14 protein-coding genes are annotated in these 13,951 nt (G+C 48.4%); 4 read left to right on the top strand and 10 right to left on the bottom strand.

Features of this window, described 5'->3' with window-relative positions:
• Positions 1 to 9 precede the first annotated feature (9 nt).
• A complete protein-coding gene (icd, locus tag ASG24_RS10075) occupies positions 10 to 1,245 on the top strand; it encodes an NADP-dependent isocitrate dehydrogenase (protein WP_369814178.1) in 1,236 nt (411 codons plus the stop codon).
• A 103-nt stretch (positions 1,246 to 1,348) separates the two neighbouring features.
• Here icd and ASG24_RS10070 read toward each other — a convergent pair whose 3' ends face one another.
• A complete protein-coding gene (locus ASG24_RS10070) occupies positions 1,349 to 1,552 on the bottom strand; it encodes a cold-shock protein (RefSeq protein ID WP_015831543.1) in 204 nt (67 codons plus the stop codon).
• Between the two features lie 339 nt (positions 1,553 to 1,891).
• Here ASG24_RS10070 and pilB point away from each other — a divergent pair, with 339 nt between their 5' ends.
• Together pilB and ASG24_RS10060 are read left to right on the top strand one after the other, a co-directional pair.
• Positions 1,892 to 3,613 carry a type IV-A pilus assembly ATPase PilB gene (pilB, locus tag ASG24_RS10065; RefSeq protein WP_055870935.1) on the top strand — a complete coding sequence of 574 codons (1,722 nt, stop codon included), beginning with the start codon at positions 1,892 to 1,894 and terminating at the stop codon, positions 3,611 to 3,613.
• 32 nt (positions 3,614 to 3,645) lie between these two features.
• Positions 3,646 to 4,869 (top strand): type II secretion system F family protein, encoded by a 1,224-nt coding sequence (locus ASG24_RS10060; protein WP_055870931.1) that lies wholly within the window; start codon positions 3,646 to 3,648, stop codon positions 4,867 to 4,869.
• 100 nt (positions 4,870 to 4,969) lie between these two features.
• Here the strand turns inward: ASG24_RS10060 and ASG24_RS10055 are convergent, their stop codons facing one another.
• The 6 genes from ASG24_RS10055 to ASG24_RS10030 all read right to left on the bottom strand — a co-directional run bounded on the left by ASG24_RS10055 (position 4,970) and on the right by ASG24_RS10030 (position 10,590).
• Positions 4,970 to 5,719 (bottom strand): DsbC family protein, encoded by a 750-nt coding sequence (locus ASG24_RS10055; RefSeq protein WP_055870928.1) that lies wholly within the window; start codon positions 5,717 to 5,719, stop codon positions 4,970 to 4,972.
• 30 nt (positions 5,720 to 5,749) lie between these two features.
• Positions 5,750 to 6,976, bottom strand: coding sequence for an FAD-dependent monooxygenase (locus ASG24_RS10050; RefSeq protein WP_055870925.1), 1,227 nt, complete (start codon positions 6,974 to 6,976; stop codon positions 5,750 to 5,752).
• Positions 6,966 to 8,150, bottom strand: coding sequence for an FAD-dependent monooxygenase (locus tag ASG24_RS10045; protein ID WP_055870923.1), 1,185 nt, complete (start codon positions 8,148 to 8,150; stop codon positions 6,966 to 6,968). The genes ASG24_RS10050 and ASG24_RS10045 overlap by 11 nt, the downstream gene beginning before the upstream one ends.
• Positions 8,151 to 8,180: 30 nt before the next feature.
• Positions 8,181 to 9,491, bottom strand: a complete 1,311-nt coding sequence (locus ASG24_RS10040) for an aminopeptidase P N-terminal domain-containing protein (RefSeq protein WP_055870915.1) — start codon at positions 9,489 to 9,491, stop codon at positions 8,181 to 8,183.
• Between the two features lie 87 nt (positions 9,492 to 9,578).
• Positions 9,579 to 10,322 (bottom strand): DUF2927 domain-containing protein, encoded by a 744-nt coding sequence (locus ASG24_RS10035; protein ID WP_235559729.1) that lies wholly within the window; start codon positions 10,320 to 10,322, stop codon positions 9,579 to 9,581.
• Positions 10,323 to 10,344: 22 nt separating this feature from the next.
• Positions 10,345 to 10,590, bottom strand: a complete 246-nt coding sequence (locus tag ASG24_RS10030) for a DUF3820 family protein (RefSeq protein WP_055829661.1) — start codon at positions 10,588 to 10,590, stop codon at positions 10,345 to 10,347.
• Positions 10,591 to 10,772: 182 nt separating this feature from the next.
• On the opposite strand from ASG24_RS10030, the gene ASG24_RS10025 reads away from it, so the two are divergent.
• Positions 10,773 to 11,807, top strand: coding sequence for a GGDEF domain-containing protein (locus tag ASG24_RS10025; protein WP_055870913.1), 1,035 nt, complete (start codon positions 10,773 to 10,775; stop codon positions 11,805 to 11,807).
• Between the two features lie 13 nt (positions 11,808 to 11,820).
• On the opposite strand, the gene ASG24_RS10020 is transcribed toward ASG24_RS10025, so the two are convergent.
• Genes ASG24_RS10020 through ASG24_RS10010 form a run of 3 tightly spaced genes read right to left on the bottom strand, consistent with a single transcriptional unit; the run spans position 11,821 to position 13,918 of the window.
• The gene (locus ASG24_RS10020) at positions 11,821 to 12,252 is read right to left on the bottom strand and encodes a phosphate-starvation-inducible protein PsiE (protein ID WP_235562390.1); all 432 of its coding nucleotides are present in this window, start codon (positions 12,250 to 12,252) and stop codon (positions 11,821 to 11,823) included.
• A gap of 26 nt (positions 12,253 to 12,278) precedes the next feature.
• The gene (gene murU / locus ASG24_RS10015; RefSeq protein ID WP_055870908.1) at positions 12,279 to 12,944 is read right to left on the bottom strand and encodes an N-acetylmuramate alpha-1-phosphate uridylyltransferase MurU; all 666 of its coding nucleotides are present in this window, start codon (positions 12,942 to 12,944) and stop codon (positions 12,279 to 12,281) included.
• A 2-nt stretch (positions 12,945 to 12,946) separates the two neighbouring features.
• Complete coding sequence (locus ASG24_RS10010) at positions 12,947 to 13,918, bottom strand: aminoglycoside phosphotransferase family protein (RefSeq protein WP_055870906.1); 972 nt, start codon at positions 13,916 to 13,918, stop codon at positions 12,947 to 12,949.
• Positions 13,919 to 13,951: the final 33 nt, after the last annotated feature.

The raw sequence follows: 13,951 nt of genomic DNA, 5'->3' as shown, positions 1-13,951 counted from the left end.
GAAAGCACTATGTCAAAAATCAATGTGCCAGCAACTGGCAGCAAAATCATCGTTAATGCCGATAATACCCTAAATGTCCCAGACCAACCTATTATCCCTTTTATCGAAGGCGATGGCATTGGCATAGACATTACGCCGCCGATGATAAAAGTAGTCGATGCTGCTGTTGAAAAAGCGTATGGCGGTAAACGCAAGATTTCATGGATGGAAGTATACGCCGGTGAAAAGTCGACGACCGTGTATGGTAAAGATAACTGGTTATCTGATGAGACCATGGCAGTGCTGAAAGACTATGTCATTTCAATCAAAGGCCCATTGACTACGCCGGTCGGTGGCGGTATCCGCTCGCTGAACGTCACGTTGCGCCAGGAACTGGATTTATACGTTTGCCTGCGTCCGATTCAATATTTTGATGGCGTACCTAGTCCGGTAAAACATCCTGAAAAAACCGACATGGTGATTTTCCGCGAAAATACTGAAGATATTTATGCGGGTATCGAATGGGCAGCCGGCACAGAGGAAGTGAAGAAAGTCATTAACTTCTTGAGTGACATGGGCGTGCGTAAAAAAATCCGCTTCCCTGAAGCTTCTGCGATCGGTATCAAGCCAGTTTCTATCGATGGCAGTAAGCGCCTGATACGCAAAGCCATTCAATATGCGATTGATAACAAACGCAAATCGGTGACTATTACCCACAAAGGCAATATCATGAAGTTCACCGAAGGTGGCTTCCGTGATTGGGGTTACCAGCTGGCCAAAGAAGAGTTTGGTGCGGAACTGATTGATGGCGGTCCATGGTGCAAACTGCCTAACGGCATCGTGATTAAAGACTGTATCGCTGATGCATTCCTGCAGGAGATCCTGTTGCATCCGGAAGATTATGATGTGGTTGCCGCGCTAAACCTGAATGGCGATTACATCAGCGATGCATTGGCTGCCCAGGTCGGTGGCATTGGGATTGCGCCAGGCGCCAATCTGAGCGATACCATTGCTATGTTTGAAGCGACGCATGGGACTGCGCCAAAAATCGCCGGTAAAAACCTGGCCAACCCGAGTTCATTGATTCTATCAGCAGAAATGATGCTGCGTCATATGGGCTGGATTGAAGCCGCAGACCTTGTGCTTAACGGGGTAGGCAAAGCGATTGCCAGCAAACGCGTGACCGGAGACTTCTCCAGCCAGATGGAAAGTGCGACCCAGGTCAGCACGGCTGAATTTGGTGATGAAATCATCAAAAACATGTAGGCTACTTAGCGAAAATCGCTAAAGCACAGCCATTAAAAACGGCGAAACAAAAAACGGCTCACCAATGTGTGAGCCGTTTGCATTTGGTGCCCCTAAACAATCTTTATGCTTTTTGGATATTGCTTGCTTGCTTGCCTTTAGGGCCTTCTGTCAGATCAAAGCTGACACGCTGGCCTTCTTTTAAGCTTTTGTAACCAGACTCAACGATTGCGGAAAAGTGCGCGAACAAATCGTCACCGCCATCATCAGGAGTAATGAATCCAAAACCCTTAGAATCGTTAAACCACTTCACGGTACCTGTTGCCATTTTACTTCCTTACTTTTTTACTTATGCAGGGAGGCGCCCCAAAAGTTTGTCTCAAGTACTTAAGTCGCAATAAACAAGCTTTGCTTTACTTAAAGACGGCTACAAAAAACCTGAACGCAAACGCCTTAAGGGCTTTATACATTCAGCATTATTTAAATGTCAAGTGTAATTTTTCATCTTTTAACGAATTGACGTAAATCTGGTTAAAATTTGTATAAATGCTGCACGAGTGTGCGTCTTTTCCTTGATTTGAATAAAAGCCATTTCCCGTATACTCACGTAAAAAGTATTGTTGTTTCAATACATTAACCGGATTAACTCGAGCCCTGGTATTACTTTATGGCAACGCTTGGCAGTACGCATAAACTTGGTGGCATGGCACGTACTTTGGTGCAATCTGCGCTTATTAGCGAAGATGAGGCGGGTGTGCTGCAGGAAAAAGCCCATACGCAAAAGATCAGTTTTGTGGCGGCGATCATCGCCCAGAAAAAAATTTCATCGCGCCATATTGCGCAAGCAGCTTCCGACGCCTTTGGATTTCCATTTTTTGATCTGGACGCACTAGATCAGGATTCGTTACCTGACAAGTCCATCGATATCAAACTCATGCAGTCTCAACGCGTGTTGTTACTGCAACAAAAAAACAACATTGCCTATATTGCGGTCTCCGACCCGACCAACCTCCATGCACTGGATACCATTCAGTTTCAGATGGGTGCGACATTGTCCCCGCTGGTTGTGGAAGATGACAAACTCGGAAAATGGATAGACAAGATCGTAGAGTCCAAAGACACCAGCATGGCTTCACTTAGTGTCGGTGGTGATGACTTTGATCTGGGCCTCGAAGATACCGCAACAGAACAGGAAACTGAACTCGCGCAGGAAGTGGACGATGCGCCTGTCGTAAAATTCCTGCAAAAAATACTGATGGATGCAATCAATATGGGTGCATCTGACTTGCATTTCGAGCCCTACGAAAAGTTCTACCGCATCCGTTTCCGCATTGACGGCGTGCTCAGGGATATGGCGCAGCCGCCCCTGGCAATCAAGGACAAACTTGCTTCGCGCATTAAAGTTATCTCCAACCTGGATATTTCTGAAAAAAGAATTCCGCAAGATGGCCGCATGAAGTTGCTGCTATCTAAAACCCGCTCAATCGATTTCCGCGTCAGCACTTTGCCACTCATTTATGGCGAAAAAATTGTGATGAGGATTCTGGACCCGACTAGCGCCACACTTGGCATTGAAGCATTGGGATACGAGCCTGAGCAAAAAGAAGCATTGCTAAAAGCTGTTCAACGACCTTACGGCTTGGTACTAGTAACAGGCCCAACCGGGTCGGGTAAAACGGTTTCGCTATATACCTGTTTGAACCTGCTTAATGACCCAGGCGTAAATATTTCTACGGCTGAAGACCCTGCAGAAATCCCGCTGGCAGGCATTAACCAGGTAAACGTCAATGATAAACAGGGCCTGACGTTTGCTGCAGCGCTGAAATCGTTTCTGCGGCAAGACCCCGACATCATCATGATTGGTGAGATCCGTGACCTGGAAACCGCTGACATGGCGATCAAAGCTGCCTCGACCGGCCATATGGTTTTGTCAACACTACATACCAATGATGCGCCGACAACATTGTCCCGATTAGTGAATATGGGTGTCGCGCCCTTCAATATTGCCTCGGCGGTGACGTTAATTACAGCACAACGTCTTGCAAGACGCTTATGCAAGCATTGCAAGGTACCGCTCGATGTGCCCAAAGAAGCGCTGCTTAGCGTAGGTTTTAAGGAAGTGGACCTGGATGGCAGTTGGCAGTTATATGATGCCAAAGAAGGTGGCTGTGAACATTGCAACAATGGCTACAAAGGCCGCGTCGGTATTTATCAGGTGATGCCGGTCAGCGAAGAAATGGCACGGATTATCATGGCTAGCGGCAATGCCATGGATATTGCCGCCCAGGCTAAACGCGAAGGCGTCAAAGACTTGCGGGAGTCAGGTTTGCTTAAAGTAAAACAAGGCCTGACTTCTATTGAGGAAGTTGAAGCTGTTACCAATGAATAATGCACAATCAATGAGTCATTAGATAGAAAATTATGGCAACTGCAAATGTAAAACAATCCGTTTTCCTGTGGGAAGGCAAAGACCGTAAAGGCAAGGTCGTCAAAGGTGAAATGCGTGCCAATGGCGAAGCCGTTGTCAACGCCACCCTGCGCCGCCAGGGCATTGCAGTCACCAAGGTCAAAAAGCAAAGCTCCTTAAGGATTAAAGGCAAGGTCACGGATAAAGACATTACCTTATTCACGCGCCAACTGGCGACCATGATGAAAGCGGGTGTGCCACTATTGCAGGCATTTGATATTGTCGGCAAAGGTCATCATAACCCGGCCGTTTCAAAGTTGCTGGCGGATATCAAGGCCGATGTCGAAACCGGTAGCAGCCTGAGTGCAGGCTTCCGCAAGTATCCTTTGTATTTTGACAACCTGTTTTGCAACCTGGTCGCGGCCGGTGAACAAGCCGGTATTCTGGATGCCTTGCTGGACCGGCTGGCAACATATAAAGAAAAAATTCAGGCGATTAAAAGCAAAATCAAATCCGCGCTGGTATACCCGGTGTCGATTATTGTGGTGGCGTTTGTCATTACTGCTGTGATTATGATCTTTGTAGTCCCGGCTTTTAAGGATCTTTTCAGCAGTTTTGGCGCCGATCTTCCAGGGCCCACAGTCGTAGTTATCAATCTTTCCGATTTCTTTGTGAAATGGTGGTGGGCCATTTTCGGCACGCTAGGTTTTGGTATTTGGTTTTTCCTGTACACCTGGAAACGTTCGGAAAAATTGCAGGCGTCTATGGACAGGTTATTGCTACGCTTACCGATCTTTGGCGAATTGATTCGTAAAGCCACTATCGCCCGCTTTGCCCGGACGCTATCCACCATGTTTGCTGCCGGCGTACCGTTGGTGGAAGCGCTGGATTCAGTGGCTGGTGCATCAGGAAATAAAGTCTATTATGACGCCACGAAAAAAATACAGAGTGAAGTAAGTACCGGTACCAGCCTCACCGTCTCCATGCAAAATGCCAATGTGTTCCCGAATATGGTGATCCAGATGACAGCGATTGGTGAGGAATCGGGCTCACTGGATTCGATGCTGACCAAAGTGGCTGACTTTTATGAGGGTGAAGTGGATGATGCCGTCGCAGCAATCTCCAGCCTGATGGAACCGGTGATTATGGTGGTGCTGGGCGTGTTAATTGGCGGCCTGGTAGTGGCAATGTATATGCCTATCTTCAAAATGGGCAAAGTCGTTAGCGGCGGTGGTTAATTCGCGCTGGAAACTTTCATTACTCAAACGACTTTGATTAAAAGTCACTAAAACAAAAAGGCCGGAAATTCCGGCCTTTTTGTTTATTAACACTGAAGCACTATTTTTTCGCTGTCTGCAACGCTTTTTCAATTTCGTCAGAAGGCTGTGCGCCAAGCATACGCTTGCCGTTTTCAAAGAACATGGTCGGCGTACTGTTTACCCCAATCTTGTGGGCAAGTTCACCGACTTTTTCCAGCGGCACTTCACATTTAGCGGTAGACAATGGCAATTTGTTATTGAAAATCCATTCCTGCCAGGCTTTTACACGATTGCTGGCGCACCAAATACTGCGCGATTTGTTAGCGGCATCAGGGTGTAATTGCTCAATCGGATACAAGAAAGTATAGATAGTCACATCATTGATCTTGGTCAATTCATTCTGTTCCAGGCGCTTGCAGAACGGGCAATCCACATCTGAAAACACGACCAGCTTGCGACTGCCGTTACCCTTAACAACTTTAATTGCCTGGTCCAGTGGCAGACTATTGAAGTCAATTTTAGTGAGTTCATCCAGGCGATCGCCGGTGATGTCTTTTTTAGTTTTAGGATCAACCAGGCGGCCTTCGGCAATCAGGAAACTAAATTTTTCATCGGTATAAATAATCTGACCACCCATGAAAATTTCGTACAAACCGGCGTAGTTGGTTTTAGTGACACTATCGACTTTGATTTTCGGGTAAGCCGCTTCAATGGCTTTTTTAACAGAAGCTTCATCTGCAACACTGGTCACTGCGCCTAACAAACCAACACTTAGCAACACTGACAAACTGACCCAGCGAGTTGCAGAACTCCAAATACTTTTTTTCATCAATCACTCTTTCTCAAGCTTGCACAGTACTTAGCCTTGCGTGGCTGTGCGAATTAAAAAACGTTTTAGCATAGCACTGTTTTCAACCCCGCGTAAGCCCAGGATAGCCGCATGTGTCCATGCGGGCTCAGGGCGCGAAAACAATTTATCCAGGCCGCGTGTCAGGGTATGCATTTTCAGGATATCCAATTGCCGGGTTCGCATGACATGACGCAAAAAACTTGCATCCCCCAGCGGACGCAAGGCTGGCAAATGACCTAATTCGCGGCACAACGCCTGCACATCCTGGAATCCCAGATTGACACCTTGCCCGGCCATTGGGTGCACCTGATGTGCGGCATCCCCCAACAGCAATACGGAAGGCAATGCCATTGTCTCTGCTGTTTTCTGGACCAGTGGAAACCCTAGTACTGCGCCAGCTGGTGTCAGCTTGCCTAACGCATATCCGCAGCGCTGCTCCACTTCGGCTGCCAATGCTTCTGGCGACAAATTCTGTTTTACGCTAGCCTGGTCTTGAGACAAGGCCCACACCAATGACACTTGTTGCTGCGGCAGTGGCAACAGTGCCAATGTTTCGTGTTCGCCAAACCATTGCCGGGCAATATTGCCATGCGGTTTTTCCGCGATGTAATTCGTCACCAGCGCTGTTTGTTCAAAATCCACGGTAGTGACACTAACGCTACACTGCTCACGTACCCATGAACTACCGCCATCAGCGCCTAGCAGCAATTGTGCTTCAATTTCATGCTGCGGCAACGTTAACTGTACTTTATGACCAGCATGTTGCAGTGCTTGAGCCGGGGCGTCGGTGATGATGGTCACGTCAGTGCTGGCCAATACCTGCCAGCACGCATATACCAAGGCCTGGCTTTCGACAATAAAACCCATTTGTGTCAAATGCGCATCTGCGGCATCCAGACTCAGACTTGGTTTGGAATGCATATCGGTGGGTGACCACAAATGCATCGCAGTCATGGCATTTACCCGATTGGTTGGAACATGCTGCCAGACGCCGATTTCTGTTAACCAATGCACAGTCTCATTGGTTAAGGCATAAATGCGCGCATCCCAGTGTGCGGTATCTTCAATCCAGCCAAGGGAAAATGCGGGTAAAGCTTGCGCGTCAGTCAATACGACATGTTTACCCAGCCTGGATAAAGCAATAGCCGCAGTCAGGCCTACCAACCCGGCGCCGACAATAACCACATCACTATTGAGTATGGTTTTGCTAGTGATTAGGGGTTTACTAACTACCATAACTCATTTTATTCACTAGCAACCGGCGTGCAAACGGCAGCATGCTGAGCGCACCCAAACCCGCACCACGCAACAAACCGACGCCTATAAGGTCATTGGAAAACACATTCACCAGAAAGTCTGTAAATATCAACCCACGGCCGGTATCGCGGGCGCGTGACTGATGATATTCAGCCAACCTGTGCGCGCCGCCCCACTCAGCAACCGAGTTTGCAACAATATTTTTGGCCAAAGCCATCGCATCTCGAATGCCGACATTGAACCCCTGCCCGGCCACCGGGTGCATAGTTTGTGCTGCATTGCCGATCACCACGCAATGTGCAGGAAAAGTCTGTTCCAGCTTACTTAATTTGAGTGGAAATCTGCCACGTTTACCGATATGCAAAAACTTGCCTACGCGATCACCAAATGCCTGATGTAAAGCATGCAAAAAAGCGGCATCGTCTAGTGCGGCAATCTGGTCGATATATGTTTGTTCACCGGTCCAGACCAGGGAAAAATGCTCACCATTCGGCAGCAGTGCCATCGGGCCGAACGGGGTAAATCTTTCATAAGCAATATTGCGGTGTGGCAGCTCAGTCTGTACCAGTCCGACCAGAGCATCATGGCCATAGTGTTTGGTTTCCCTGACCAGGCCGGGAATCGATTCAAGACTGCGCCCGCCATCGGCGATAATTGCCAGCGGAGTGGCAATCACATCAGTGCTTTGTGTATCGGTAGCACCAGCCGTTTGAAAGGTGATTTCAGCGGCGTTTGCATCCACATGCAGGTTTTGCACCGGCACCTGATATTGAATCTCCAGGCCAGAAGAAGATTCAGCGATGCGAGCATCCAATGCCTGCATCAGCGAGCCATAAGAAACGACATAACCAAGTGCTGGCAATTGATGTTCGCCCGCTTTAAGCAAGGCGCGGCCAAAGCCTTTTTGTTGCGACACATGGATAGTGTCAATCGCAGTCACTTTTGACTCCAGAGCGTTCCAGACGCCGAGTTGTTCCAGCACTTGTCGCGTTCCGGATGACAACGCCAGCGCACGGCCATCGCCATACATGGCGCCAGGTGGCTGTGCCTCCAGCACAGTCACCGGCACACCGGACTGTTGCAACGATAACGCCAGCACCAAGCCTACCGGACCGCCGCCAACTACCACCGGATGTGTCAGAGTTTGCTTCAACCTTGCTGCCTTCTGTAGCTGTTCATGTCATTAGCCTCGCATTAACGCTTCAATATCAGCAACTGATTTAATCGCGGCAGAAGTAATCACTTCACGGCCGCTCTCTGTTACCAAGACGTCATCTTCAATGCGAATTCCAATATTCCAGAAATGCGCCGGTACATTATCTGCCGGGCGCACATAACAGCCTGGTTCAACGGTCAGCACATTCCCGGCCTGTAACATCACCCAATCGCCGGCCGGAGTTTTGTATTCGCCGGCATCATGCACATCCAGCCCCAGCCAGTGGCCGGTTCTGTGCATGTAAAACTGGCGATAGCTACCGTTTTCCAGCACTTCATCACGGGTCCCCTGACATAGCCCATAATGAATAAAGCCATCTACAAGCACATTAAGTGCGGCTTCATGCGGTGCATTCCAGTGATGCTGTGAACTGACACTGGCGATCGCAGCTGTCTGCGCAGCCAGCACCAGTTCATATAAATCCTTTTGTGGCGAGCTGAAGCGGCCATTGACAGGGAAAGTCCGTGTGATATCTGAAGCATAGCCATCCAGCTCGCAACCTGCATCTATCAAGAGTAAATCTCCGTCTTTCAATTCTGCATTATTGGCGTTGTAATGCAGGGTACATGCGTTGGCACCCCCGGCAACAATGCTGGTATACGCTGGCGCCTGAGCACCCTGCCTATAAAACTCATGCAAGAATTCGGCTTCCAGTTCATATTCCCATTTCCCTGGTTTTGTCACACGGACAGCCCGATTATGGGCGCTGGCGGCAATCTCTGCCGAATGCCGCATCAGGTCGATTTCCCAGGGGGATTTAACCAGGCGCAAGTTATCAATATGTTGACGCACATCAACCACTGTGGCTGGCGCCTGTATCCCGCTGCGTGTTTGCGCACGAACTGTATTCAACCAGCCAGTGATTTTAGTATCCCAACCGGCATCTGTGCCCAGGCTGTAAAAGAGTGCCAACTGATTGGCCATCAGTTTTGGCAATAATTCATCCAGCTGAGTAATCGAGTAGGCTTCATCAAAACCAAACTCAGCGCGCGCTGCTGCGGGACCATGACGGAAACCGTCCCAGATTTCGCGCTCAATATCCCTATCGCGACAAAACAGAATGCTTTTATTTTCTGAGCCTGCGACCAAAACCAAGACGGCTTCAGGCTCTTTAAACCCGGTCAGGTAATAAAAGTAGCTGTCAAAGCGATAGGGATAATGGCTGTCGCGGTTACGCGTTACCTCCGGAGCAGTAGGAATAATGGCAATCCCTGCCTGCATAGTGGACATCAATTGCTGACGGCGACGGCTAAATTCTTGCAGGGGAAATTCGTGCATGGAAAAACTCAAAGGTAATCCTGAATGGTTAAGCATTTTAGCCTATTTGGTGCGCATTTGCAGGAATGGTTCACGGCTAGACCGGCTTTAAAAGCCCATCATTTCATATAGCTCAGATTGCCTGACATTTTTCTCGGCATCCAGAACTGTGCCATCCGCCTGCCATTTTTGCAAAATGTTTGCCAGTACAGGTTTAACCTGGGCTGCACGCATGCCGGGTTTGATCGCTGGCTGATAAAGCATTTTCAACAACAAGGCATCCAGGCCGGTCAATAACGATTCAGGGGTGTGGTCATTAAATATAGAAGGGAATACTTTGTCAGAATCGCTAGGCAGTCCCATCGCCTGCGTGGTTTCTTCAACTATACAGGACAGTAATTGCCGGTGTTCCTGCGCAAAATCAACCGGAATCACCACCCAGGCTTTTGTGATCGCATTCTTTGCATCGAGACCCAGTCCAAACATGCAGGCCGCGTCATCAGGAGGCTTAATTAATAAATTACCGCTAACCAAAGCAATATCATTACGCCAAAGCTGCAAGTGCGAAAACACCACAATAAAATTGGCTTCCTGGCGGGATCTGGCAAAACTGATGGAATGACCGGTGATTTTGGCTAGATGCTGAAAATGGTATTTGGTCAGCAGCGCATGCTGTTCCTGCTGGTCTGTATGATGCTCCAGCCATACTTTGACGGGTTGCATCCATTTGCGTACCGGTTGTTCACCAGGCGTGTATTCATTGTGCAAGGCAATCTCTGTAAACGCCTGCTGCAAATATTCGGTCGATTGCCATGGTTCCTGTGCAGATGCGAGCATCGAAAAAAAAAGCATGCCCAGCCCCAACCGGCAAAAGTTAATCATACTTTGCTCCGCCCTGGTTTTCTCCGGAAAAGTGACGCAAAGGCAACAGCAAGTCCTTTAATCCGTTGTGATCAATCTCTTGCATCAACTGCAATAACCGTCCCAACTCCCCCTTAGGAAAACCTTCTCTCGCGAACCAGTTGAGGTAGTGTCCGGGCAAATCGGCAATCAGGCGATCTTTGTATTTTCCATAAGGCATTTTGAGAGTCACCAGTTGTATCAGATCATTTTTATTCATGGACATCATTCGGAAAGAAATGCGAATTCAGAAACTTACTTAATCATAAAAATAATTTATAAAAATTATCATTTGGCGCTCTTAAAAAATCCTACGGGCATCCGTTAACACCATTAGATGGTTAATAGATAGCCATGACAAAAATAATTTGCGGTGAATTTTACCATCGCTTAAGAGGCACGATGCAATACGAAATCAGTAAAGAAAAAAGTGCAGAGTATCTGCGACAGGCCATCCAGCATATGTCTATGCAGGATACTGCATTCCATCCCGTCAGTTACGCTGTCTGGTACGAATATTCGTCCGGCGAGCATGCGCACCTGATTGATGAAGTAAACACGCTTATTGAAAAAGAGAAAAAACTCAACGAAAAAAGTACCGCCCAGTTATTTAACAAACATATCGCCAGCCTGGATGCCGACAGCGCACAGAATATCGTTGATCGGTTTAATAATATGGTGTCGGATATCAGCTCCACCACTGAGAAAGCGGGTCAAGACACCACGCAATTCCGCAAAACCCTGGATGCATGGTCGGGCGAACTCCAGCAACTGGATGGAGAAGTATCGCGCCATATGGGCGATTTATTATCCCAGACCGCCAATATTCAGCAATCTATGCATACGTTGCAGCAGCATCTGGAAACCAGCCTGCACGAAATTGCCAGTTTAAAAAACGAAATCGTAAAAGCTAGGCAAGAAGCGATTTCAGATGGCCTGACGGGCTTGATGAATCGCAGAGGCTTCGATGTTGCCTTGAAAAAAACACTTGAATCAACCACACCTTATGTAGATACCTGCCTGATCATTGGTGATATAGATTTCTTCAAACGCGTGAACGACAGTTACGGTCATTTATTCGGCGATAAAGTGATTCAAGCGGTCGCCAGAATCATGAAAACCGTTTCAGGTGACCTGTATACCTCAGCGCGCTATGGTGGCGAAGAATTTGTAATGCTGCTACCTCATACGTCGCTGGATACCGCCAGGGAAGTCGCTGAAAGTATCCGCCAGCATGTCGCCAATATCAGCATTAAAAACAATGTCACCAGCAAACTGATTTCGAATGTCACAATTTCGCTGGGGCTGACTGCCTATCAACCAGGCGAAACGGCCGAAAGCTTTTTGAATCGCGCTGACCAAGCCCTGTATACAGCCAAGGCAAATGGGCGTAACCAAGTCACCCTGATTGCCGATGAGGCACTGGCTGCAGCCTAAGCAGCTGTAATATTTAAAGCATGTCGCGCTTCTGTTCAGGAATATCCTCATACGGATAGCGGGAATGCCCGAAACGCATCACCAGTACTGAAATTGCCAGCACCAGAATTGCCGCAGACACCGCCAGCATATGTGTCTCGGTCATTTCTTTCATATCCAGCAACAAATAGCGCGCCAAAGCCACCATGGCGATGTAAATAGGGTAGCGCATGGGCAATTTTCCGGTGCCAAAATAGCTGTTGATCATGGAAAAGACTTCCAGATATAAAAACAGCTGCAACAAATCACCCAAACCGACCATACCGGCCTGCCACATCCTGGCCAATTCGTGCGCAAGGGAGAAAAACGTCGCGATCGTGACTAATCCCAAGCCCAGCCGCTCTATCCACATTAAGGCCTGATGCGCAATCTTGTCAGTTTTATGCTCGTATGGTGGTTTCATCATTCCCCCTGATTTTGTTTTTTTATAGATTATCTTGTTTTTAACCAATGATCGAGCTGCGCTAAACGCTCTGGCGTGCCTATATCATGCCATATGCCAGTGTGGTGTTGACCGCTGACCAAGCCCTGCTGCATGGCAGAAATCAACAGTGGCGCCAATTTGGCGGCCTCACCGCTTTGAACTGATTTAAACAGGTCTGGATGATAAACGCCAATACCCGAAAAAGTCAGTCTATTGTCGGCTGCCTGTTTAAGCAGGCCATCCTGCAATGCAAAATCGCCTTCAGCATGTTGCTGCGGATTATCCACCATGACCAGATGTGCCAGCTTGCCAACAGGTAAACTTGTGGCGGCATAGTCGATATCGGTAAACACATCTCCATTTACCACCAGAAAAGACTCGTCACCTAATAATGGCAAAGCTTTGGCAATACCCCCTGCGGTCTCTAGCGCGGTTTGTTCAGCACTATATTGGATATGTACATGCCACTGGGTGCCATCGCCAAGCCTATCCTCAATTTGCTGGCCAAGGTAAGCATGGTTAATCACCAGCTCGGCAATGCCCGCCTGTGCCAGGCGCTCGATATGCCAGACAATCAGCGGCTTGCCGCCTACTTCGAGTAAAGGTTTGGGCGTATGGTCGGTCAACGGACGCATGCGGGCGCCTCGTCCCGCTGCCAGTATCATGGCCCGCATGTTTAATCAGCCTTTTCCAGCGCCAGCAATAACTTGAAAAACGGACGCAACTCTACATAACGCTCACAGGCAGCCTGTAAATATTGCATCACCAACGGCATATCCTTCAGGTAGCCGTCCTTGCCGTCCCTATGATACAGGCGCGCAAAAATGCCCAACACCTTGATGTGGCGCTGGACGCCCATCCACTCAAAGTCTTTATAAAACTCGCCGAAGTCTTCGTTGACAGGCAAACCGGCTTTTTTAGCGGCCTGCCAGTAGCGCACTACCCAATCCATCAGATGGTCTTCATCCCAACGGATGTAGGCATCCTTAAATAATGAAGCCAGGTCATAGGTGATTGCGCCTATCACCGCATCCTGGAAATCCAGCACACCAGGATTATTCTCTGAAGTAACCATCAGGTTGCGGGAATGGTAATCCCTGTGCACCGTCACTTGCGGTTGTTGCAGAATATTGTCGATGAGCAATGCAAAGGTTTGATCCATTACTGCCTGCTGTTCCACAGTCAGGGTTTTACCTAAATGTTTAGCCACATACCATTCCGGGAACAGCTGCAACTCCCGCATCAGCAAAGCGGCATCATACGGAGGCAAAGCCTGCGGATCTGTTGCCAGTTGCATTTTGATAAGTGCCTGGCAGGCGTCGCCATATAAAGTTTTGGCATTTTCAGCAGTCAATTTGGACAGATAGGTATCATTGCCCAGATCATTTAATAGCAAAAACCCCTGTTCGAGATCCTGGGCCCTCACTTTGGGAGCATTCAAACCGGCGGCGAGCAATATCTCAGCCACATTCACGAAAGGCCGGCAGTCTTCCTGCGGCGGCGGCGCATCCATGGCAATCAAGGTTTCTTGCGGCAAATGTACGCGAAAATATCGCCTGAAGCTGGCGTCTGCAGAGGCAGTTGTCAGCGTAAAAGGCTGGTCTATTACTTGTGCCAGCCATTGTTGAAGTTGTTGTGTTCTATCCACAAATTTTCCCGGATCATTAATAAGCGATTCAAG

It is taken from the genome of Methylophilus sp. Leaf414 (assembly GCF_001425425.1).
Lineage (GTDB): Bacteria > Pseudomonadota > Gammaproteobacteria > Burkholderiales > Methylophilaceae > Methylophilus.
Note: the sequence above shows the minus strand (reverse complement) of the source record. Positions and strands in the feature narration are given on the sequence as shown.

What these genes read in the sequence shown, in the direction of transcription:
- ASG24_RS10050 (WP_055870925.1), bottom strand. Translation starts at nt 6,976, where the DNA reads ATGGTAGTTAGTAAACCCCTAATCACTAGCAAAACCATACTCAATAGT.
- ASG24_RS10030 (WP_055829661.1), bottom strand. Translation starts at nt 10,590, where the DNA reads ATGAATAAAAATGATCTGATACAACTGGTGACTCTCAAAATGCCTTAT.
- ASG24_RS10035 (WP_235559729.1), bottom strand. Translation starts at nt 10,322, where the DNA reads ATGCTTTTTTTTTCGATGCTCGCATCTGCACAGGAACCATGGCAATCG.
- icd (WP_369814178.1), top strand. Translation starts at nt 10, where the DNA reads ATGTCAAAAATCAATGTGCCAGCAACTGGCAGCAAAATCATCGTTAAT.
- ASG24_RS10025 (WP_055870913.1), top strand. Translation starts at nt 10,773, where the DNA reads ATGCAATACGAAATCAGTAAAGAAAAAAGTGCAGAGTATCTGCGACAG.
- ASG24_RS10070 (WP_015831543.1), bottom strand. Translation starts at nt 1,552, where the DNA reads ATGGCAACAGGTACCGTGAAGTGGTTTAACGATTCTAAGGGTTTTGGA.
- ASG24_RS10040 (WP_055870915.1), bottom strand. Translation starts at nt 9,491, where the DNA reads ATGCACGAATTTCCCCTGCAAGAATTTAGCCGTCGCCGTCAGCAATTG.
- murU (WP_055870908.1), bottom strand. Translation starts at nt 12,944, where the DNA reads ATGCGGGCCATGATACTGGCAGCGGGACGAGGCGCCCGCATGCGTCCG.
- ASG24_RS10060 (WP_055870931.1), top strand. Translation starts at nt 3,646, where the DNA reads ATGGCAACTGCAAATGTAAAACAATCCGTTTTCCTGTGGGAAGGCAAA.
- pilB (WP_055870935.1), top strand. Translation starts at nt 1,892, where the DNA reads ATGGCAACGCTTGGCAGTACGCATAAACTTGGTGGCATGGCACGTACT.
- ASG24_RS10055 (WP_055870928.1), bottom strand. Translation starts at nt 5,719, where the DNA reads ATGAAAAAAAGTATTTGGAGTTCTGCAACTCGCTGGGTCAGTTTGTCA.
- ASG24_RS10020 (WP_235562390.1), bottom strand. Translation starts at nt 12,252, where the DNA reads ATGATGAAACCACCATACGAGCATAAAACTGACAAGATTGCGCATCAG.